This is a genomic window from Turicibacter faecis (assembly GCF_037076425.1).
Taxonomy (GTDB): domain Bacteria; phylum Bacillota_I; class Bacilli_A; order MOL361; family Turicibacteraceae; genus Turicibacter; species Turicibacter faecis.
Window position 1 is genome coordinate 1642580 of the sequence record NZ_AP028127.1, and the last position, 18045, is coordinate 1660624.

General features: G+C 41.5%; 7 protein-coding genes, 68 tRNA genes and 3 rRNA genes. 3 read left to right on the plus strand and 75 right to left on the minus strand.

The annotated features are described in order from the left end of the window. Positions 1 to 66 precede the first annotated feature (66 nt). The 36 genes from AACH31_RS07840 to AACH31_RS08015 all read right to left on the minus strand — a co-directional run bounded on the left by AACH31_RS07840 (position 67) and on the right by AACH31_RS08015 (position 9554). Positions 67 to 4467, minus strand: coding sequence for an AAA domain-containing protein (locus AACH31_RS07840; RefSeq protein ID WP_338507205.1), 4401 nt, complete (start codon positions 4465 to 4467; stop codon positions 67 to 69). Positions 4468 to 4581: 114 nt separating this feature from the next. Then, positions 4582 to 4869 (minus strand): hypothetical protein, encoded by a 288-nt coding sequence (locus AACH31_RS07845; protein WP_338507203.1) that lies wholly within the window; start codon positions 4867 to 4869, stop codon positions 4582 to 4584. A gap of 113 nt (positions 4870 to 4982) precedes the next feature. After that, complete coding sequence (locus tag AACH31_RS07850; RefSeq protein ID WP_338617362.1) at positions 4983 to 6317, minus strand: CoA-disulfide reductase; 1335 nt, start codon at positions 6315 to 6317, stop codon at positions 4983 to 4985. Positions 6318 to 6409: 92 nt separating this feature from the next. Then, positions 6410 to 6483 (minus strand) — tRNA-Gly (locus AACH31_RS07855). Between the two features lie 4 nt (positions 6484 to 6487). Next, positions 6488 to 6563 (minus strand) — tRNA-His (locus AACH31_RS07860). A gap of 2 nt (positions 6564 to 6565) precedes the next feature. Beyond that, positions 6566 to 6639: transfer RNA gene (locus tag AACH31_RS07865), tRNA-Trp, on the minus strand. Between the two features lie 12 nt (positions 6640 to 6651). After that, positions 6652 to 6727 (minus strand) — tRNA-Thr (locus AACH31_RS07870). Between the two features lie 6 nt (positions 6728 to 6733). Then, positions 6734 to 6810: transfer RNA gene (locus tag AACH31_RS07875), tRNA-Asn, on the minus strand. A 9-nt stretch (positions 6811 to 6819) separates the two neighbouring features. Continuing rightward, positions 6820 to 6928 (minus strand): 5S ribosomal RNA (gene rrf / locus AACH31_RS07880). 7 nt (positions 6929 to 6935) lie between these two features. Further along, a tRNA-Leu gene (locus AACH31_RS07885) sits at positions 6936 to 7024 on the minus strand. Positions 7025 to 7059: 35 nt separating this feature from the next. Next, positions 7060 to 7135: transfer RNA gene (locus tag AACH31_RS07890), tRNA-Lys, on the minus strand. A 5-nt stretch (positions 7136 to 7140) separates the two neighbouring features. Beyond that, positions 7141 to 7215, minus strand: a tRNA-Gln gene (locus AACH31_RS07895). 8 nt (positions 7216 to 7223) lie between these two features. Then, positions 7224 to 7299: transfer RNA gene (locus tag AACH31_RS07900), tRNA-Phe, on the minus strand. Between the two features lie 11 nt (positions 7300 to 7310). After that, positions 7311 to 7386, minus strand: a tRNA-Asp gene (locus AACH31_RS07905). A gap of 3 nt (positions 7387 to 7389) precedes the next feature. After that, positions 7390 to 7465 (minus strand) — tRNA-Met (locus AACH31_RS07910). Positions 7466 to 7484: 19 nt separating this feature from the next. Further along, positions 7485 to 7577, minus strand: a tRNA-Ser gene (locus AACH31_RS07915). An 18-nt stretch (positions 7578 to 7595) separates the two neighbouring features. Beyond that, positions 7596 to 7672, minus strand: a tRNA-Met gene (locus tag AACH31_RS07920). 52 nt (positions 7673 to 7724) lie between these two features. Then, positions 7725 to 7801, minus strand: a tRNA-Asn gene (locus AACH31_RS07925). A gap of 10 nt (positions 7802 to 7811) precedes the next feature. Further along, a 5S ribosomal RNA gene (gene rrf, locus AACH31_RS07930) occupies positions 7812 to 7920 on the minus strand. Between the two features lie 6 nt (positions 7921 to 7926). Continuing rightward, positions 7927 to 8014 (minus strand) — tRNA-Leu (locus AACH31_RS07935). A gap of 35 nt (positions 8015 to 8049) precedes the next feature. Further along, positions 8050 to 8125: transfer RNA gene (locus AACH31_RS07940), tRNA-Lys, on the minus strand. Positions 8126 to 8130: 5 nt separating this feature from the next. Then, a tRNA-Gln gene (locus AACH31_RS07945) sits at positions 8131 to 8205 on the minus strand. Positions 8206 to 8213: 8 nt separating this feature from the next. After that, a tRNA-Phe gene (locus tag AACH31_RS07950) sits at positions 8214 to 8289 on the minus strand. A gap of 11 nt (positions 8290 to 8300) precedes the next feature. Beyond that, positions 8301 to 8376: transfer RNA gene (locus AACH31_RS07955), tRNA-Asp, on the minus strand. A 3-nt stretch (positions 8377 to 8379) separates the two neighbouring features. Further along, positions 8380 to 8455: transfer RNA gene (locus AACH31_RS07960), tRNA-Met, on the minus strand. 19 nt (positions 8456 to 8474) lie between these two features. Next, positions 8475 to 8567, minus strand: a tRNA-Ser gene (locus tag AACH31_RS07965). A gap of 18 nt (positions 8568 to 8585) precedes the next feature. Beyond that, positions 8586 to 8662 (minus strand) — tRNA-Met (locus AACH31_RS07970). A 52-nt stretch (positions 8663 to 8714) separates the two neighbouring features. Continuing rightward, positions 8715 to 8791 (minus strand) — tRNA-Asn (locus AACH31_RS07975). 10 nt (positions 8792 to 8801) lie between these two features. Beyond that, positions 8802 to 8910 (minus strand): 5S ribosomal RNA (gene rrf / locus AACH31_RS07980). A 6-nt stretch (positions 8911 to 8916) separates the two neighbouring features. After that, positions 8917 to 9005 (minus strand) — tRNA-Leu (locus tag AACH31_RS07985). 35 nt (positions 9006 to 9040) lie between these two features. Then, positions 9041 to 9116: transfer RNA gene (locus tag AACH31_RS07990), tRNA-Lys, on the minus strand. Between the two features lie 5 nt (positions 9117 to 9121). After that, positions 9122 to 9196: transfer RNA gene (locus AACH31_RS07995), tRNA-Gln, on the minus strand. An 8-nt stretch (positions 9197 to 9204) separates the two neighbouring features. Next, positions 9205 to 9289 (minus strand) — tRNA-Tyr (locus AACH31_RS08000). A gap of 16 nt (positions 9290 to 9305) precedes the next feature. Further along, positions 9306 to 9381 (minus strand) — tRNA-Thr (locus tag AACH31_RS08005). A 6-nt stretch (positions 9382 to 9387) separates the two neighbouring features. Beyond that, a tRNA-Val gene (locus AACH31_RS08010) sits at positions 9388 to 9463 on the minus strand. Between the two features lie 14 nt (positions 9464 to 9477). Then, positions 9478 to 9554 (minus strand) — tRNA-Glu (locus AACH31_RS08015). Positions 9555 to 10020: 466 nt separating this feature from the next. Here AACH31_RS08015 and AACH31_RS08020 point away from each other — a divergent pair. Together AACH31_RS08020 and AACH31_RS08025 are read left to right on the plus strand one after the other, a co-directional pair. Next, on the plus strand, positions 10021 to 10392 hold the full coding sequence (locus AACH31_RS08020) for a transposase family protein (protein WP_338617262.1): 372 nt from the start codon (positions 10021 to 10023) through the stop codon (positions 10390 to 10392). 21 nt (positions 10393 to 10413) lie between these two features. Continuing rightward, entirely contained in the window at positions 10414 to 11307 is an 894-nt protein-coding gene (locus tag AACH31_RS08025; RefSeq protein ID WP_338618102.1) for an ISL3 family transposase, read from the plus strand. A gap of 149 nt (positions 11308 to 11456) precedes the next feature. On the opposite strand, the gene AACH31_RS08030 is transcribed toward AACH31_RS08025, so the two are convergent. The 22 genes from AACH31_RS08030 to AACH31_RS08135 form a co-directional block, all read right to left on the minus strand. Further along, a tRNA-Gly gene (locus AACH31_RS08030) sits at positions 11457 to 11530 on the minus strand. 4 nt (positions 11531 to 11534) lie between these two features. Next, a tRNA-His gene (locus tag AACH31_RS08035) sits at positions 11535 to 11610 on the minus strand. 4 nt (positions 11611 to 11614) lie between these two features. Beyond that, positions 11615 to 11690 (minus strand) — tRNA-Thr (locus AACH31_RS08040). A 6-nt stretch (positions 11691 to 11696) separates the two neighbouring features. Continuing rightward, positions 11697 to 11772 (minus strand) — tRNA-Val (locus AACH31_RS08045). Between the two features lie 14 nt (positions 11773 to 11786). Further along, a tRNA-Glu gene (locus AACH31_RS08050) sits at positions 11787 to 11863 on the minus strand. Between the two features lie 16 nt (positions 11864 to 11879). After that, a tRNA-Arg gene (locus tag AACH31_RS08055) sits at positions 11880 to 11956 on the minus strand. Positions 11957 to 11964: 8 nt separating this feature from the next. Continuing rightward, positions 11965 to 12053, minus strand: a tRNA-Leu gene (locus tag AACH31_RS08060). Positions 12054 to 12088: 35 nt separating this feature from the next. Then, a tRNA-Lys gene (locus AACH31_RS08065) sits at positions 12089 to 12164 on the minus strand. Between the two features lie 5 nt (positions 12165 to 12169). Beyond that, a tRNA-Gln gene (locus AACH31_RS08070) sits at positions 12170 to 12244 on the minus strand. Between the two features lie 8 nt (positions 12245 to 12252). Further along, positions 12253 to 12328: transfer RNA gene (locus AACH31_RS08075), tRNA-Val, on the minus strand. A gap of 14 nt (positions 12329 to 12342) precedes the next feature. After that, positions 12343 to 12419: transfer RNA gene (locus tag AACH31_RS08080), tRNA-Glu, on the minus strand. Positions 12420 to 12435: 16 nt separating this feature from the next. Beyond that, a tRNA-Arg gene (locus AACH31_RS08085) sits at positions 12436 to 12512 on the minus strand. A 7-nt stretch (positions 12513 to 12519) separates the two neighbouring features. Next, positions 12520 to 12595 (minus strand) — tRNA-Lys (locus tag AACH31_RS08090). A gap of 18 nt (positions 12596 to 12613) precedes the next feature. Continuing rightward, positions 12614 to 12689, minus strand: a tRNA-Asp gene (locus AACH31_RS08095). A 3-nt stretch (positions 12690 to 12692) separates the two neighbouring features. Then, positions 12693 to 12768: transfer RNA gene (locus AACH31_RS08100), tRNA-Met, on the minus strand. A 19-nt stretch (positions 12769 to 12787) separates the two neighbouring features. Further along, positions 12788 to 12880: transfer RNA gene (locus AACH31_RS08105), tRNA-Ser, on the minus strand. An 18-nt stretch (positions 12881 to 12898) separates the two neighbouring features. Then, positions 12899 to 12975: transfer RNA gene (locus AACH31_RS08110), tRNA-Met, on the minus strand. Between the two features lie 102 nt (positions 12976 to 13077). Continuing rightward, positions 13078 to 13154 (minus strand) — tRNA-Arg (locus tag AACH31_RS08115). Between the two features lie 7 nt (positions 13155 to 13161). Then, positions 13162 to 13237 (minus strand) — tRNA-Lys (locus AACH31_RS08120). A gap of 5 nt (positions 13238 to 13242) precedes the next feature. Then, positions 13243 to 13317 (minus strand) — tRNA-Gln (locus AACH31_RS08125). 8 nt (positions 13318 to 13325) lie between these two features. Next, positions 13326 to 13401: transfer RNA gene (locus tag AACH31_RS08130), tRNA-Val, on the minus strand. Between the two features lie 14 nt (positions 13402 to 13415). Continuing rightward, positions 13416 to 13492, minus strand: a tRNA-Glu gene (locus AACH31_RS08135). A gap of 440 nt (positions 13493 to 13932) precedes the next feature. On the opposite strand from AACH31_RS08135, the gene AACH31_RS08140 reads away from it, so the two are divergent. Then, positions 13933 to 15225 (plus strand): ISL3 family transposase, encoded by a 1293-nt coding sequence (locus AACH31_RS08140; protein ID WP_338507311.1) that lies wholly within the window; start codon positions 13933 to 13935, stop codon positions 15223 to 15225. An 89-nt stretch (positions 15226 to 15314) separates the two neighbouring features. Here AACH31_RS08140 and AACH31_RS08145 read toward each other — a convergent pair whose 3' ends face one another. The 17 genes from AACH31_RS08145 to AACH31_RS08225 form a co-directional block, all read right to left on the minus strand. Next, complete coding sequence (locus AACH31_RS08145) at positions 15315 to 16421, minus strand: DegT/DnrJ/EryC1/StrS family aminotransferase (RefSeq protein ID WP_338617364.1); 1107 nt, start codon at positions 16419 to 16421, stop codon at positions 15315 to 15317. A 133-nt stretch (positions 16422 to 16554) separates the two neighbouring features. Further along, positions 16555 to 16628: transfer RNA gene (locus tag AACH31_RS08150), tRNA-Gly, on the minus strand. 4 nt (positions 16629 to 16632) lie between these two features. Further along, positions 16633 to 16708, minus strand: a tRNA-His gene (locus tag AACH31_RS08155). A gap of 4 nt (positions 16709 to 16712) precedes the next feature. Further along, positions 16713 to 16788, minus strand: a tRNA-Thr gene (locus AACH31_RS08160). Positions 16789 to 16794: 6 nt separating this feature from the next. Further along, a tRNA-Val gene (locus AACH31_RS08165) sits at positions 16795 to 16870 on the minus strand. A 14-nt stretch (positions 16871 to 16884) separates the two neighbouring features. Continuing rightward, positions 16885 to 16961 (minus strand) — tRNA-Glu (locus AACH31_RS08170). A gap of 16 nt (positions 16962 to 16977) precedes the next feature. After that, positions 16978 to 17054: transfer RNA gene (locus AACH31_RS08175), tRNA-Arg, on the minus strand. A gap of 8 nt (positions 17055 to 17062) precedes the next feature. Beyond that, positions 17063 to 17151 (minus strand) — tRNA-Leu (locus tag AACH31_RS08180). 35 nt (positions 17152 to 17186) lie between these two features. Beyond that, positions 17187 to 17262, minus strand: a tRNA-Lys gene (locus tag AACH31_RS08185). Positions 17263 to 17280: 18 nt separating this feature from the next. Further along, positions 17281 to 17356 (minus strand) — tRNA-Asp (locus tag AACH31_RS08190). 5 nt (positions 17357 to 17361) lie between these two features. After that, positions 17362 to 17437 (minus strand) — tRNA-Phe (locus AACH31_RS08195). Between the two features lie 11 nt (positions 17438 to 17448). After that, positions 17449 to 17524, minus strand: a tRNA-Asp gene (locus tag AACH31_RS08200). A gap of 3 nt (positions 17525 to 17527) precedes the next feature. Further along, positions 17528 to 17603: transfer RNA gene (locus AACH31_RS08205), tRNA-Met, on the minus strand. 19 nt (positions 17604 to 17622) lie between these two features. Then, positions 17623 to 17715: transfer RNA gene (locus tag AACH31_RS08210), tRNA-Ser, on the minus strand. A gap of 18 nt (positions 17716 to 17733) precedes the next feature. Beyond that, a tRNA-Met gene (locus AACH31_RS08215) sits at positions 17734 to 17810 on the minus strand. A 9-nt stretch (positions 17811 to 17819) separates the two neighbouring features. Continuing rightward, positions 17820 to 17896, minus strand: a tRNA-Pro gene (locus AACH31_RS08220). Positions 17897 to 17911: 15 nt separating this feature from the next. Further along, a tRNA-Glu gene (locus AACH31_RS08225) sits at positions 17912 to 17988 on the minus strand. Positions 17989 to 18045: the final 57 nt, after the last annotated feature.

Genomic DNA, 18045 nt, shown 5'->3' on the forward strand with positions numbered 1-18045 from the left:
AAATCAACCCTGAAACTGCTATTTTTTCTTTAAATTTTCTTTTAAATAACTTAGGGGAAATAGCCCCTAAGTTATTAACCCCCGATCTAGTTTTTCAATTTGATCTAAAATAGGTTGTAACGCCTTTTCCTGATTGCGATAAAAAACACTTCCGCGAAGGTGTATAAATGTCCATCCGGCTCTTTCAAGAACACGTTGACGTTCCATCTCCTGTTCAATCTTTTCAACGCCATAGAACGTATCGCCATCACACTCGATCGCTAATCTGTAACGTCCACTCTCAATCACAAGGTCCATCTGATATTTTCCAATAGATACTTTAGATTTAACAGCATAACCGTAAGACTCTAACGCCTTTTTCACATCACACTCTAACATCGTCTCGCACTCGCGACTCACTAATTCATACATAGGTTTCGGATGCTGACAATACGCTAATAATTCATATCTTAAATCCTCAGATGACAACTGGCTCAATGTTACCGAATGATACAGTCGCATTTGAGAACGGGCTCGACTTGCCGCAACATTGAATCGTTGCGTATACATTTTCTTATTTAATGCGTTATATCTCATATTGGGTGCGATAACAAGCGATAAAAACATCACGTCACGCTCATCCCCCTGAAATGAATAAGCATCACCACAAATAATTTGACGTTCAACCATTACCTTCTCGCCAATTGCGTCTAACAGTAACCGCTGAATTAACTTAGCCTGTTCCCCTCCTAATAACGAAATAACCCCGATACTCTTACCTTCATAATTCTTATTTTCAACACAAGACTTAATATCTTCAACAATACGGATGGCCTCGTTAAGATTCGTCTTTCGCTCATCACGCGCACCATTCTCAACGTAAATAGACATGACAGGTTGCCCGATCCGCTCTGATAACTCAGGTAACTTTAATGGAATCATCTCATTAAAATAGGCGAGCTTATTTGAAAAACCTATGATTTCAGGAACACAACGAAAATGTTCCTTTAACATCAACTTCCCTTTACTTGAAAAAACTCGACATGCAATATCATAAAGTGATGTTTTCAAATCATATGTATTGCCATTTTCAATATTATATAAATAACGATCCATTAAACTTTTAACTGAGGCATCCGAAATTCCAGGCATCACGGGACTAATCTGTTGATCGTCTCCGACAATAACCACACGCTTCCCACGCATTAATAGCGGTAAGCTCAACACATTACATTGGCTACTTTCATCAATAATTACGACATCAAATAACTCCGGATTCACCTTGAAGTTTTCAATGGCCTCCTTAGCGGGCATGATCCAAACCGGAATTGCACTTTGACACTTTTCCATTTCAAGCCTTGCCTCTCTCCTAAACTTTTGAGCTTGGCGCCCCGTTCCCTTTCCAATACGATTCATGACTTGCATCCATGTTTGCAGAGCACGATCTTCCTCTAGGGTAACCCGATTTAAAAGATTATTCCACGTCATCTTAAAAATTAATTGCTTTATAAGGGATGTTTCCTCTTTTTCAAGCATCCTAAGTTTTGTTTCTAACTCACCGCTTTTCCAATCCTCTAGTGAGTCTAAAAAGGTAACCAATTTAGCATAATCAATCATTTCTTGAAGGGTTCCAGGTAGCGGTTCTTTCACCCCTATTTTCATCGTAATTTCCGTTGCAAAAAGAGGCATTGTCCCTTTTAATACATTCAACAACTCATAAAAGTGTTGGTATTGTTCTTTCATCTGATTCAAAAATTGAATCGTTGCAATTTTCTCCGAAAATAAGGCCAAATCTTTATTAACAAGTGCATCATAAATTTCCTGACCAATCGAGTGAATCTGTTCACCGATTAAAAGTGGCTTATATTTATTTAATAATACTTGATACACATCCTGCCATCCCTTTTGTCTCATTTTATTTTTGGTCAGTTCAATAGAGTAGGAAAGCGCCTTTAAATCAGATAAATTATCATAACCAATATCCTTATAGCCCGAAATAATAGGGCTTAAAAAAGCATTTAATTGCTTAATTTCCGCTAGACATTCCATAATAATCCCAAACTGTTTCATTTTTTGATTATGCGCGAAAAGGACCTGGGTTTCATTCCCCTCGATATAATCACCGCCATTTGGGGCCATATTTTTATTCCATATTTTCGAGAATTTGAGTAATAACTCACTTTTTTGTCGCCAAGCCTCTATCCGGTTTAATTCATCTAAGGTTGAAATTTTATGTCCATTAATGCGCGTATTCTCATAAAAAGCACGAACATCTGAATTAAATGTTAAATAAAGGCCGCCAATTCCTTTACCTGACTGAAGTCTTTCCTTCAATGACGTCATCATTTGATCATATTTAGGATGATCATAATAATTACACTCAATAATATCACTAACTAAAAGCACCTCAATCTCATTTAACCGATTCATAATATCCTTTAATCGATTAAAAACGGTCTCCCAAATAAGTGAACGTTCCTCATTGAGTAAACATTCTTCTAAAATCCTTTGTTCTAGCGGATCCCTTAATTTATCAATCTTTTGACACAGTGGTTCGAGTTGCTGACTCAATGCTTCAATAAATGTTCGATTTTCTTCAAGTTCGTACAGCTTCGGCATGAGTTTTAGCTCTTCAATCCGTGTCAAATATCCCCTTTCCTCGTTTAATAGTTTACGATACTCCTCTAGACTCATTAAACGATTGAGGGCGGGTAACTTGAGATGGGCCACGTCTTGATGATGCTTAGGCAATGATCCCTTTAATTCCCATAAAGTGATAAACTGGTCCTCACTTAAAGGGACGGGCGCCTCCATGTCAACCTTATCCTTAATCCAGCCTAAACGTTCGTAGTGAGCCGCAACCATTTGGGCAAATTCATACGGTTGACAGAGCTTATCCTTCCACATCTGACCTTTAGCATCTAACTCTTTAAAACGAACCAGATTACCTTTAGTCAAACTCATTTGACGACGAACCATGTCTAATTGGCGACTTAAAACTTGAATCTCTTTTTCCAATAATTTGGTATCATAGGTAGCTAATCCATCAGAAATTGTTCGTATAGATTGTTCAATTTGGGCTAATGATTGCCGATCTCCCCCTAAAAAAGACACGCATAAAGGTTGAATTTCCTCCGGTAACTTTTCAAGAAGAACACGAAGCGCCTTATCCTTTTCACTCGTTACTAACACACGTTTTCCATGCGCTAACAAATGAGAAATTAAATTAACAATCGTATGGCTTTTCCCCGTACCCGGTGGTCCCTGTACAGTCAAGGCAATATTATTAGCGAGCCTTCTTGCCACATCCTTTTGCTCCTCATTCGCAGGTAAGGGAAATAATAATTGCTCACACGTTTTCTTCCACTCCCGCGCCTCAGAATCAGTCTGCTTCAATCCATCTACATCGATAATCGCTTGAAGCGGCTTTGGAATCATCCCGCCCTCACTGATATACTCAATCGTTGACTGTAAATCTTCCTTGAGCAACACCTCTGACCGCTTTCTTACAACTATCATGCTCTGTTGCCTAATCATCGGAAACTTACTTACCAATGGCGCTTCATCAGCTGACAAATAAGCACCACTTGGATGCATATAATGAACCAATTGCCTCAAAATTCCCTCCGTTGTCTCCGAATCAAAGGGAGAAATAAACTGATCCAAAATACTTTCCTTTAATTGCATAATCTCCTGTTGGTTAGAAAACTCAACCCCTGCTAAAACTTCTAAATCCAGTTGATAACCGCGGGTACCTGGCAATAATTTAGCGACACCATTTTCAGCATCAAAATCAAGTTCTAGCCTCATTACAAGCATCGGGTGATGAATCGGTTGCTTTAACTGATAAGTTAACATCCCAATTCCCATCATTATTTCAAAGGAATGCTCCTCTGATTTCATCATTTGTCTTAATTGAAAAAAGTAATCATAAAGCTTTTGTACCTGACGTTTTTTCTTCTGAACAAGTGACCATTGACTCCATTTACTAATCCAAGCCTCATAATCAATTAGCAACTGTCTCATCGTCGACTCCGCTCCCTCAAGGCGTAAAAAAAGCTCATTTTTTTCAATTGTCGGCGCAAAAAAATCTAGCAATAAACGTTCCCAATCTGTTAAATTTACAAAGTTTAAATCAATTTTTTTTGCCTTTTCTTCTAATTGATTAAGTTGCTGCATCATAATTATATTAAGTTCATTAACCTCACAAACAGAACTTCCATCTTTAGTGTAATCAAATTTTAATAACGATAATACCTGTCCTATTTTATCGTCAAAAGAAGGATAATCATTTTTAAAAACTTGTTGGTGCACCTCTAGATAGGCCCGAGAATCAACACCAGCTCCTCCTAGAAAGCATCCTTCACCAACAGGCAACTCTTCTAACATCCATGTTTTTTCATACATTTTAATCTCACGAATCGGTTGATTCGTTAAATGACGGAGTGCTAATAAATACTCAAATAACTGCTTTACCTTCTTGTTCAAACCCTTCACTCCCTTAATTCACACTTTTTTTCATTATATCACATAAACTAACAATCTCCGTCCTATTATAGGATTACATATTCCGACAAAATAAACAAAAGATGTCTATAAACACTAGACATCCCCTAAAATAATTGGAATTTCTACCAATTCCGTATTTGATTTTTCCTCCCCTGTTAAAGAAAGACGACTGCCTCCGATTAGAACCACAATTAAGAAAAAGAAGATTAAAATTAAAAACATCAAAAAATGTAATCGGCGATGCATCGGATGGTCTATAGGTGGAGTTTCCTTTGATAAATAACCCGTTGTAACTCCCGCCTCTTTTAATACTTCTTTACTGAATTCCTGATCATGATGACATTCATCACAGTTAATAGGAGCACTATCATTTTCATTCATAATAATCCCTCCTTTACTAGTTATTATATTGACTTTTTTTCTATTTGACACAAAAAAAGAACTTATGTCTTAAACAGTTTTCATGTTTGACATAAGTTCTTTCATTCAAAACTTTACTTTGCAACACTTCCTGCTATATTTAAAACATCCCAAGTTCTTGAAAATGGTGGTGCATAGCATAAATCTAACATTGCCAATTGGTCTGTCGTTAAACGTGCAAAAATAGCCGTTGCCAAAACATTAACACGTTGAACAGCATCTTTGCGTCCAACAACCTGTCCCCCTAAAATAACTTTCGTATGAGCATCATAAATTAACTTAACAGATATTTTAGATTGTCCAGGATAGTATGAGGTTTGGTTCATATCAGTAATAAAGACAGAGCGATAATCAATTCCTAAATCTTGCACTTCTTTTTCAGATAATCCTGTGCGTCCCGCCTCTAAACTTAAGACCTTCAAACAAGCAGAGGCCAAAGATCCGTTAAACTTCTTATGAGCCCCAGCTAAATTTTCACCAATAATACGTCCCATCTTATTAGCACCAGTTGCTAAAGGAATATATGCAGGATCCTTCTTTAAACGATGAGAAATAGTTGCACAATCTCCTGCGGCATAAATGCCCTGTACTGAAGTACGCCCTTCCTCATCAATAATAATTGCCCCATTTGCCGTCATCTCAAGGCCACTATCCTTTAAAAAGGTTGTATTAGGACGAACACCCGTTGTTAAAACAACTAAATCAATATCAAATATTCCATCAGTTGACACAACTTTTTGCACCTGAGTGTCGCCGATTAACTCAGTAACCGTATTATTCAAGTGTAAGTGAACGCCTTGCTGTCTTAATTCTTCCTCTAAAATATCTGTAACTTCCTTATCAAATGTATCAACAAGTACGCGGTCATTTAATTGAAATACGTGTATCTCTTTCCCGTATTGCTTAGCTGCCTCAACAACCTCTAAACCAATAAATCCTGCCCCAACAATCGCAATACGTTTTAAAGCCTCATTAGCCATCATATTTTTTAAAGCTAGACCATCTTCCATACTTTTTAAGGTGAAAACATTCCCTACATGAACATTTTTTATCGGAGGAATAATAGCGCTCGCACCTGTTGCAATCATCAATTGATCATAATGATCTGTAAAGATCTCTTCAGTTAATAAATTTTTAACCGATACCGTTTGATTCATCGTATTAATAGACAAAACCTCATGTTCTGTATTAACCGAAATACCTGAAGCATTAAACTGTTCTGCTGTTCGAGCAATCATCTTATTTGAATCCTCAAAAAAGTTTCCAACAAAATAAGGTAATCCGCAAGCCCCAAACGAAACATGCTTAGATTTTTCATACACAACAACGTCGGCTTCCTTATTCGCACGTTTTAACTTTGCAGCCGCGCTCATCCCAGCAGCAACACCACCGATTATAATCACTTTCATAATAAACCTCCCTGAATCAATATCACTGGCAGTTCAACTATTATATATGATTTTTAATAAAAAAAACACCCCGAAGGATGTTAAAATCATATTGGAGCGGGTGAAGAGAATCGAACTCTCACAGTCAGCTTGGAAGGCTGAAGTTCTACCATTAAACTACACCCGCATACTGGGGCGACTGATGGGAATCGAACCCACGAATGTCGGAGCCACAATCCGATGCGTTAACCACTTCGCCACAATCGCCATGGCAGGGGTGACAGGAATCGAACCCACACTAACGGTTTTGGAGACCGCTGTTCTACCGTTAAACTACACCCCTATTATTTAAATATGGTGCCGGAAGCAGGACTTGAACCCGCAACCTACTGATTACAAGTCAGTTGCTCTACCAATTGAGCTATTCCGGCTTTTTATGGCGCCCCAACTAGGACTCGAACCTAGGACCCCTTGATTAACAGTCAAGTGCTCTAACCAACTGAGCTATTGAGGCTTTTTTGTTGCCCAGCAACGTCCTACTCTCGCACTTTCGTACTACCATCGGCGCTAAGAAGCTTAACTTCTGTGTTCGGTATGGGAACAGGTGTGACCTTCTTGCTATCATTACTGGACCTTTTTTGGTGCCTAGGGCCGGAATCGAACCGGCACGGGTGTCACCACCCGCAGGATTTTAAGTCCTGTGCGTCTACCAGTTCCGCCACCCAGGCATTTCATCATTTCAGGCACGCGCCTTTTTTCAAAATGGTGTCCTGCAGAGGACTCGAACCTCTGACCCTCTGATTAAAAGTCAGATGCTCTACCAACTGAGCTAGCAGGACATCATTGGCTGGGCTAGCTGGATTCGAACCAGCGCATGACGGAGTCAAAGTCCGTTGCCTTACCGCTTGGCTATAGCCCATTCTTAAATGGTGGCTTGGGACGGAATCGAACCGCCGACACAAGGATTTTCAGTCCTTTGCTCTACCGACTGAGCTACCAAGCCTTTTATTTAAATGGCGGTCCAGACGGGAATCGAACCCGCGATCTCCTGCGTGACAGGCAGGCATGTTAACCGCTACACCACTGGACCTTTTGGTTGCGGGGACAGGACTTGAACCTGCGACCTTCGGGTTATGAGCCCGACGAGCTACCAACTGCTCCACCCCGCGATGTTTATTTATTTTAATATGGCGGAGGAAGAGGGATTCGAACCCCCGCGACGCTTTCACGCCCTGTCGGTTTTCAAGACCGATCCCTTCAGCCGGACTTGGGTATTCCTCCATTTTTCCATATTTATTTTGGTAGCGGAGGAGGGACTCGAACCCCCAACCTCACGGGTATGAACCGTACGCTCTAGCCAGTTGAGCTACTCCGCCTTCATTTTATATTAATTTTTCAAATATAATCTTTCTAAAAGATAATATTTTATGGCGCCCCAACTAGGACTCGAACCTAGGACCCCTTGATTAACAGTCAAGTGCTCTAACCAACTGAGCTATTGAGGCTTTTTTTATTGCCCAGCAACGTCCTACTCTCGCACTTTCGTACTACAATCGGCGCTAAGAAGCTTAACTTCTGTGTTCGGTATGGGAACAGGTGTGACCTTCTTGCTATCATTACTGGACCTTTTTGGTGCCTAGGCCGGAATCGAACCGGCACGGGTGTCACCACCCGCAGGATTTTAAGTCCTGTGCGTCTACCAGTTCCGCCACCCAGGCATTTCATTATTTCAGGCACGCGCCTTTTTTTAAAATGGTGTCCTGCAGAGGACTCGAACCTCTGACCCTCTGATTAAAAGTCAGATGCTCTACCAACTGAGCTAGCAGGACATCATTGGCTGGGCTAGCTGGATTCGAACCAGCGCATGACGGAGTCAAAGTCCGTTGCCTTACCGCTTGGCTATAGCCCATTCTTAAATGGTGGCTTGGGACGGAATCGAACCGCCGACACAAGGATTTTCAGTCCTTTGCTCTACCGACTGAGCTACCAAGCCTTTTATTTAAATGGCGGTCCAGACGGGAATCGAACCCGCGATCTCCTGCGTGACAGGCAGGCATGTTAACCGCTACACCACTGGACCTTTTGGTTGCGGGGACAGGACTTGAACCTGCGACCTTCGGGTTATGAGCCCGACGAGCTACCAACTGCTCCACCCCGCGATGTTTATTTATTTTAATATGGCGGAGGAAGAGGGATTCGAACCCCCGCGACGCTTTCACGCCCTGTCGGTTTTCAAGACCGATCCCTTCAGCCGGACTTGGGTATTCCTCCATTTTTCCATATTTATTTTGGTAGCGGAGGAGGGACTCGAACCCCCAACCTCACGGGTATGAACCGTACGCTCTAGCCAGTTGAGCTACTCCGCCTTCATTTTATATTAATTTTTCAAATATAATCTTTCTAAAAGATAATATTTTATGGCGCCCCAACTAGGACTCGAACCTAGGACCCCTTGATTAACAGTCAAGTGCTCTAACCAACTGAGCTATTGAGGCTTTTTTTATTGCCCAGCAACGTCCTACTCTCGCACTTTCGTACTACAATCGGCGCTAAGAAGCTTAACTTCTGTGTTCGGTATGGGAACAGGTGTGACCTTCTTGCTATCATTACTGGACCTTTTTGGTGCCTAGGGCCGGAATCGAACCGGCACGGGTGTCACCACCCGCAGGATTTTAAGTCCTGTGCGTCTACCAGTTCCGCCACCCAGGCATTTCATTATTTCAGGCACGCGCCTTTTTTTAAAATGGTGTCCTGCAGAGGACTCGAACCTCTGACCCTCTGATTAAAAGTCAGATGCTCTACCAACTGAGCTAGCAGGACATCATTGGCTGGGCTAGCTGGATTCGAACCAGCGCATGACGGAGTCAAAGTCCGTTGCCTTACCGCTTGGCTATAGCCCATTCTTAAGTGGTGGTGGGGGACGGATTCGAACCGCCGAACTCTCAGAGAGCGGATTTACAGTCCGCCGCGTTTAGCCACTTCGCTACCCCACCGTATTCTTTTGTTATATGGTGCCGGAAGCAGGACTTGAACCCGCAACCTACTGATTACAAGTCAGTTGCTCTACCAATTGAGCTATTCCGGCTCTTTATGGTGGAGGATGACGGGCTCGAACCGCCGACCCTCTGCTTGTAAGGCAGATGCTCTCCCAGCTGAGCTAATCCTCCACTTTTATTTTTAATGGTGACCCGTACGGGATTCGAACCCGTGTATGCATGCGTGAAAGGCATGTGTGTTAAACCGCTTCACCAACGGGCCTTTTCGACTTTTTTATTTTATCACGATTCAAACCCTATGTCAAAAAGTTTTTTTGTTTTTTTTATTTTTTCAGTCTCTTTTACTCTATCCAACCTTCCTTTCCTATTAAAGCCTCAATTGACGATCCCCCTTTAAAATCAGATGTTTTAACGAGGGAAAACCCATCCATCCAAACAAGAGAGCTCCCAACCCTCACTGCCACACACCTTTTAATGGCGAGCCTTGCTATTGGGCTTTTTAACTTAACACTAGCAATCGGCTATGTTCTTATTCGACTCCTTCAAAAATCACGCCTGTCTTTTAAAAAATAAAGGAAAACCTTCCGCCTCCATATAAAAAAGGTTCTATAATATTTAGTGTTGCTGATTAAGCAGCACTTTTTTCATAGGATAAAAAAAAAGAGACTTCAAGTCTCAATCCTGTTACAATGTTATCGACTAAAACAATATTGAAAGGATAAGATTTAATGTCTCACTCATATTTTACTAGAAAACTTTTAAATATTAAAGATAAAAATATTACATTTTCAGAAGATTATCTTGAGGAAGTGAAGTTGAACGGAATTACTAGCTTTATCTTTAAAGGTATTCTTACGTATCAACCGACTCATTGTCAAAAATGCGGAACCCTATTTGATTCAAAATTTAAGAAGCATGGATTTAAAACCTCTCGAATTGTCATTCCAAAAGTCTCTCTTCACGATACCTACTTAGACCTAAAAAAACAGCGTTATTATTGTGGGCATTGCCAGTCTACTTTTACACTAAGTACTTCAATTGTTGAAAAGAACTGTTACATTTCTTATCATACGAAACACGCCATTGCTTTAGAGGCCTAAAATAAAATTTCTGAATGTGATATCGCACGTCGCCATCAGGTCTCTCATTCAACCGTCAATCGAATCATCCATAGCTTTTATGAATCTCAAACCTTAAACCTTAATTATTTACCTGAAAATCTCTGTTTTGATGAATTTAAATCCGTTAAGTCTGCTGAGGGGCATATGTCTTTTATTTTTTGCGATGCTGACTCAAAACAAATCATCGATATCGTTGAAGATCGTCGTTTAAACTCCCTTCAAGCTTATTTTAAACGATACACAAAGGAAGCACGTCATCGAGTAAAAAATATTGTGATTGATATGTACGCTCCTTACATCAGCCTCATTAAGGATCTTTTTCCTCATGCCCAAATTATCATTGATAAATTTCATCTCGTTCAACATCTCTCTCGTGCACTGAACAAAACTCGAATCCGATTCATGAAAAAGTTCAAAAAGCATGGTCGTAAATTCAAACGTTATTGGCGCTTATTTTTAAAATCTCACGCTTTACTTAATACCACCACTTATCGATCAGTTTACTGCTTTAAACAACCCATGCGTGAAATTGATATCTTAAACTTTCTACTTGATTTATCTCCTGAATTAAAAGCAACCTATGATTTATATCAAGAGTTACTTTTCGCTCTTCAGACAAAAAACTTAAAACGATTTAATCATTTACTCGAAACGGAACATCCGCTTGTTTCTCCTGAGTTTCAAACGGCTTTCCAAACCTTTAAAACTTATCAATCCTATATTAAAAATACACTCTCAACTCATTATACAAATGGTCCCATCGAAGGAATTAATAATAAAATTAAGGTCATTAAGCGTATTGCCTTTGGATATCGTAGTTTCTATCACTTTAAATCTCGTATTCTCATGGTTCAAAATCTAACAAAGCCTAAAACGAAAATCCTAGCAGCATAGCTACTAGGATTTCGATTTGAATTTTCGTTGTAACAGGTTACAAATTAATCAGCAACACTATTTGACAAAGAACCATTTAATGATACATATAGGGCGAAAGAATAAGATAGATGCAAAAAAAACACCCCGAAGGATGTTAAAATTCATATTGGAGCGGGTGAAGAGAATCGAACTCTCACAGTCAGCTTGGAAGGCTGAAGTTCTACCATTAAACTACACCCGCATACTGGGGCGACTGATGGGAATCGAACCCACGAATGTCGGAGCCACAATCCGATGCGTTAACCACTTCGCCACAATCGCCATATGGTGCCGGAAGCAGGACTTGAACCCGCAACCTACTGATTACAAGTCAGTTGCTCTACCAATTGAGCTATTCCGGCTCTTTATGGTGGAGGATGACGGGCTCGAACCGCCGACCCTCTGCTTGTAAGGCAGATGCTCTCCCAGCTGAGCTAATCCTCCACTTTTATTTTTAATGGTGACCCGTACGGGATTCGAACCCGTGTATGCATGCGTGAAAGGCATGTGTGTTAAACCGCTTCACCAACGGGCCTTTTTAACACTTTTTATGGCGCGCCCAAGAGGAGTCGAACCCCTAACCTTTTGATCCGTAGTCAAACGCTCTATCCAATTGAGCTATGGGCGCTTTTAAGTTGGTGCCTAGGGCCGGAATCGAACCGGCACGGGTGTCACCACCCGCAGGATTTTAAGTCCTGTGCGTCTACCAGTTCCGCCACCCAGGCATTTCATTATTTCAGGCACGCGCCTTTTTTCAAAATGGTGTCCTGCAGAGGACTCGAACCTCTGACCCTCTGATTAAAAGTCAGATGCTCTACCAACTGAGCTAGCAGGACATCATTGGCTGGGCTAGCTGGATTCGAACCAGCGCATGACGGAGTCAAAGTCCGTTGCCTTACCGCTTGGCTATAGCCCATTCTTAAGTGGTGGAGGATGACGGGCTCGAACCGCCGACCCTCTGCTTGTAAGGCAGATGCTCTCCCGGCTGAGCTAATCCTCCACTTTTATTCTTAATGGTGACCCGTACGGGATTCGAACCCGTGTATGCATGCGTGAAAGGCATGTGTGTTAAACCGCTTCACCAACGGGCCTTTTTAACACTTTTTATGGCGCGCCCAAGAGGAGTCGAACCCCTAACCTTTTGATCCGTAGTCAAACGCTCTATCCAATTGAGCTATGGGCGCTTTAAAATGGTGTCCTGCAGAGGACTCGAACCTCTGACCCTCTGATTAAAAGTCAGATGCTCTACCAACTGAGCTAGCAGGACTTTTATTTATTATTTAAATGGCGGTCCAGACGGGAATCGAACCCGCGATCTCCTGCGTGACAGGCAGGCATGTTAACCGCTACACCACTGGACCTTTTGGTTGCGGGGACAGGACTTGAACCTGCGACCTTCGGGTTATGAGCCCGACGAGCTACCAACTGCTCCACCCCGCGATGTTTATTTATTTTAATATGGCGGAGGAAGAGGGATTCGAACCCCCGCGACGCTTTCACGCCCTGTCGGTTTTCAAGACCGATCCCTTCAGCCGGACTTGGGTATTCCTCCATTTTTCCATATTCGTTTTGGTAGCGGAGGAGGGACTCGAACCCCCAACCTCACGGGTATGAACCGTACGCTCTAGCCAGTTGAGCTACTCCGCCTTCTTATTATGGTCGGGAAGACGGGATTCGAACCCGTGTATGCATGCGTGAAAGGCATGTGTGTTAAACCGCTTCACCAACGGGCCTTTTTAACACTTTTTATGGCGCGCCCAAGAGGAGTCGAACCCCTAACCTTTTGATCCGTAGTCAAACGCTCTATCCAATTGAGCTATGGGCGCTTTAAAATGGTGTCCTGCAGAGGACTCGAACCTCTGACCCTCTGATTAAAAGTCAGATGCTCTACCAACTGAGCTAGCAGGACATCGTTGGCTGGGCTAGCTGGATTCGAACCAGCGCATGACGGAGTCAAAGTCCGTTGCCTTACCGCTTGGCTATAGCCCATTCTTATATGGTGGAGGATGACGGGCTCGAACCGCCGACCCTCTGCTTGTAAGGCAGATGCTCTCCCAGCTGAGCTAATCCTCCACTTTTATTTTTAATGGTGACCCGTACGGGATTCGAACCCGTGTATGCATGCGTGAAAGGCATGTGTGTTAAACCGCTTCACCAACGGGCCTTCTCTCAAGACGACTTTTTTATCTTAACACACCCAACAAGATTTGTCAAATGCTTTTTTTATTTGTTTTTGTCGTTTTTTAGGACTTTTTTATAATATCATCATTCTTTTTATTTGTCAAAGTTTTTTTCTGAAAAAATTATTACTTTTTTAATATTACCTATTTTAAATTTTTTAAACTTAAATAATTAATAACTTTTTCTGCACACTCCCCTAATCCAATCCCCGATCTCTTTTTAAGATAAGTCAAATCTTTAAAACGATAAAAAAGAAAGTACCCGTAATATCTTATCCGGTTACTTTCGGTTCTATAATATTTGGTGTGGGTGGGATTACTCACACCTTTTTGATTGCCATAAATATTGAGACAAAAAAAGAGACATAGTCCCCAAAATCCTATACAATGTAATCGGCTAAAACAACACGAAAGGATTGGTTTTATGTCTCACACTAATTGTATCTCAACTTTACTTGATTTAAAAGATAAAAATATTACTTTTTCAAAAAATTGTATCCAAGAAACTCAGATTAAGAATGTTCGTTCTAAACTTATTTTGGGAACTCTTTCTTTTCAACCGACTCATTGCTACCACTGTGGTCATTCTTTTGACTCAAATATCATTAAACACGGCTTCAAAACTTCACGTATTAAGCTAGTCAAAATTTCCGGATTTGATGCTTATCTAGACTTAAAAAAACAACGTTATAAATGCCGTCATTGTGACCGAACATTTACCCTAGAAACATCTCTTGTTAACCCTAATTGTTTTATTTCCACTCCCGTAAAACAAGCCATCTTTTTAGAAGCTAGTCATAAGAAATCCGAAACAGATATTGCACGTGAGCTTAACGTTTCTCATTCAACCGTTAACCGCGTCATTCATTCTTCCTATGAAGAACAGCCGCTTCCCTTTAATTCTCTCCCAAAAGTTCTTTGTTTTGACGAGTTTAAGTCGGTTAAATCGGCCGAGGGAGCAATGTCCTTCATTTTTTGTGATGCGTCCAATGGAAAGCTAATTGATATCGTTGAAGACCGTCGCTTAAGTACACTAAGGACTTATTTTATGCGATTTTCTAAAGCAGCTCGTGAAGGTGTAACCCACGTCGTCATTGACATGTACGCCCCTTATATGACACTCATTAAAGAGGTATTCCCTAAGGCTAAGATTGTTTTAGATAAATTTCATATCGTTCAACTAGTCTCTCGTGCTCTTAATAAAACACGCATTCGTTTCATGAATCAAAATAAAGAGTTTTATAATAAATTCAAACATTATTGGCGACTTCTCTTAAAAGCCCAAGAAGATCTTAATGCCACTCATTACTTCTATTCCAACTGCTTCAAAAAGATGATCTCTCAACAAGAAATTATTGACTTTTTATTAGCCCTAGACCCTGAACTAAAGGAGACTTATGATTTCTACCAAACTGTCCAACAGGCTATTAAACTTCGTAACCTTGAAATATTTCATCATGCCATTCAACACCCCTCTGATCTGCTTTCACACGAAATGAAAACAGCTTTAAAAACACTCACTCATTATCAAGACTATGTCAAAAATACAATTGAAACTCCTTATACCAATGGAGTACTCGAAGGAATTAACAACAATATCAAAGTCATTAAGCGAATCGCTTTTGGATATCGTAGTTTCTACCATTTCAAAGCAAGAATTTTGATTATTCATAAATACACTTTTGAACAAAAAAAGAAGAGGAATCAAACCATCTAAAGAATAGCCTAATTCCTCCCGATTATATGTATAGATTTTATTCACCCACACTATTTGACAAAGAACCTTACTTTCAATCTTTTAGTTCATTACTTACTATTTATAAACAATTGTTTAACAATATTTACCACTCGATCTTGTTCCCCTTGTGTCATTTGGGTATCAGAAGGCAAGCAAATCCCTCTATTTGCATAATCCTCTGCAATAGAAGTCCCCTCCTGTATTGTAAAAAAAGGAAAGTCGGAAAAATCCGGTTGAAAATGCATTGGCTTCCAAACAAGTCGTGATTCAATATGATGAGATTTCAATTTTTCCATAATTTCCTTACTGGTTACTACAGAACCCCTCTTAACCGTCATAACAGATAACCAGTAATTCGAATGTCCATAATCGCAAATATTCATCATTTCTATTTCACCTATCTCTTTAAAAGCGCGCCTATACGTTTCATAAATTTCTTTTTTTCTTTCAAGACGTTTAGCCAACACCTCAAGTTGCCTACGCCCTATACTTGCCGCGATAGGTGACATTAAATCATTTCTATTCTCAGATAAACAATCTCTAGCTTTATCAACGTATGAGGGGTCATTTGATATTAATGCTCCCCCTCCAAATAAAGTCGTAATTATCTTATTTTTATTAAAGGAATAAATCCCTACTGCGCCTAGGGTACCACTCATACGTCCTTTATAAGTCGCACCTAATGACTCAGCTGCCTCTTCTAAAACAGGCACTCCATACTCATGACAAATCTCTAAAATAGGATCCATATCCGCACTTTGGCCATACAAATTAACAACGACAACGGCACGTGGTCGTTGCCCTTTCTCTTTTAATTGTTGAAAGGCTAGCCTTAAAGATTGTGGGCACATCCCCCAAGTTAAAGGATCAATATCGATAAATACTGGCGTTGCTCCTAAAGAAAGTATAGCTTGACAAGATGGAGGATACGTAATTGATGACCAGAAAACGACATCCCCACTTTTCACACCAAGCGACTTCAAGGCAAGACGGATAGCCACCGTACCACTCGAAAGAACCAAAGCTTTTCTAGTACCAACGTATGATGAAAGTTCCTTTTCAAACTTTACAATCTCTAAGTCACCCGCTTGCTCACCATTTAAAAACCGATCAAGAGTTATCTTTTCATTCCTCTCCTCATATAAATGCGGAGCTGCCAAACAAACTTTCTTCACTTAGTTACCCCCTCTTTCATCCATAATTCTACGACGCCTATTGCTTAGCGTTCTAAAAATATTATACCATCCTCGATTTCCACCCCGTACATGAAAATAAAAAAAACATCCCGAAGGATGTTAAAATTCATATTGGAGCGGGTGAAGAGAATCGAACTCTCACAGTCAGCTTGGAAGGCTGAAGTTCTACCATTAAACTACACCCGCATACTGGGGCGACTGATGGGAATCGAACCCACGAATGTCGGAGCCACAATCCGATGCGTTAACCACTTCGCCACAATCGCCATATGGTGCCGGAAGCAGGACTTGAACCCGCAACCTACTGATTACAAGTCAGTTGCTCTACCAATTGAGCTATTCCGGCTCTTTATGGTGGAGGATGACGGGCTCGAACCGCCGACCCTCTGCTTGTAAGGCAGATGCTCTCCCAGCTGAGCTAATCCTCCACTTTTATTCTTAATGGTGACCCGTACGGGATTCGAACCCGTGTATGCATGCGTGAAAGGCATGTGTGTTAAACCGCTTCACCAACGGGCCTTTTTAACACTTTTTATGGCGCGCCCAAGAGGAGTCGAACCCCTAACCTTTTGATCCGTAGTCAAACGCTCTATCCAATTGAGCTATGGGCGCTTTTAAGTTGGTGCCTAGGGCCGGAATCGAACCGGCACGGGTGTCACCACCCGCAGGATTTTAAGTCCTGTGCGTCTACCAGTTCCGCCACCCAGGCATTTCATTATTTCAGGCACGCACCTTTTTTTAAAATGGTGTCCTGCAGAGGACTCGAACCTCTGACCCTCTGATTAAAAGTCAGATGCTCTACCAACTGAGCTAGCAGGACTTTTATTTATTATTTAAATGGCGGTCCAGACGGGAATCGAACCCGCGATCTCCTGCGTGACAGGCAGGCATGTTAACCGCTACACCACTGGACCTTATATGGTGGCTTGGGACGGAATCGAACCGCCGACACAAGGATTTTCAGTCCTTTGCTCTACCGACTGAGCTACCAAGCCTTTTATTTAAATGGCGGTCCAGACGGGAATCGAACCCGCGATCTCCTGCGTGACAGGCAGGCATGTTAACCGCTACACCACTGGACCTTTTGGTTGCGGGGACAGGACTTGAACCTGCGACCTTCGGGTTATGAGCCCGACGAGCTACCAACTGCTCCACCCCGCGATGTTTATTTATTTTAATATGGCGGAGGAAGAGGGATTCGAACCCCCGCGACGCTTTCACGCCCTGTCGGTTTTCAAGACCGATCCCTTCAGCCGGACTTGGGTATTCCTCCATTTTTCCATATTTATTTTGGTAGCGGAGGAGGGACTCGAACCCCCAACCTCACGGGTATGAACCGTACGCTCTAGCCAGTTGAGCTACTCCGCCTTTTTATTATGGTCGGGAAGACAGGATTCGAACCTGCGACCCCCTGGTCCCAAACCAGGTGCTCTACCAAGCTGAGCCACTTCCCGATCTATTATTTTTAATGGTGACCCGTACGGGATTCGAACCCGTGTATGCATGCGTGAAAGGCATGTGTGTTAAACCGCTTCACCAACGGGCCTTCTCTCAAGACGACTTTCTTATCTTAACACATTCAACAACTTATGTCAAAAGTTTT

Bases quoted from the DNA above. Each gene is read 5' to 3' on its own strand.
- AACH31_RS08020 (WP_338617262.1), top strand. From the start codon at position 10,021: ATGTCTCACTCATATTTTACTAGAAAACTTTTAAATATTAAAGATAAA.
- AACH31_RS07845 (WP_338507203.1), bottom strand. From the start codon at position 4,869: ATGAATGAAAATGATAGTGCTCCTATTAACTGTGATGAATGTCATCAT.
- AACH31_RS07850 (WP_338617362.1), bottom strand. From the start codon at position 6,317: ATGAAAGTGATTATAATCGGTGGTGTTGCTGCTGGGATGAGCGCGGCT.
- AACH31_RS08140 (WP_338507311.1), top strand. From the start codon at position 13,933: ATGTCTCACACTAATTGTATCTCAACTTTACTTGATTTAAAAGATAAA.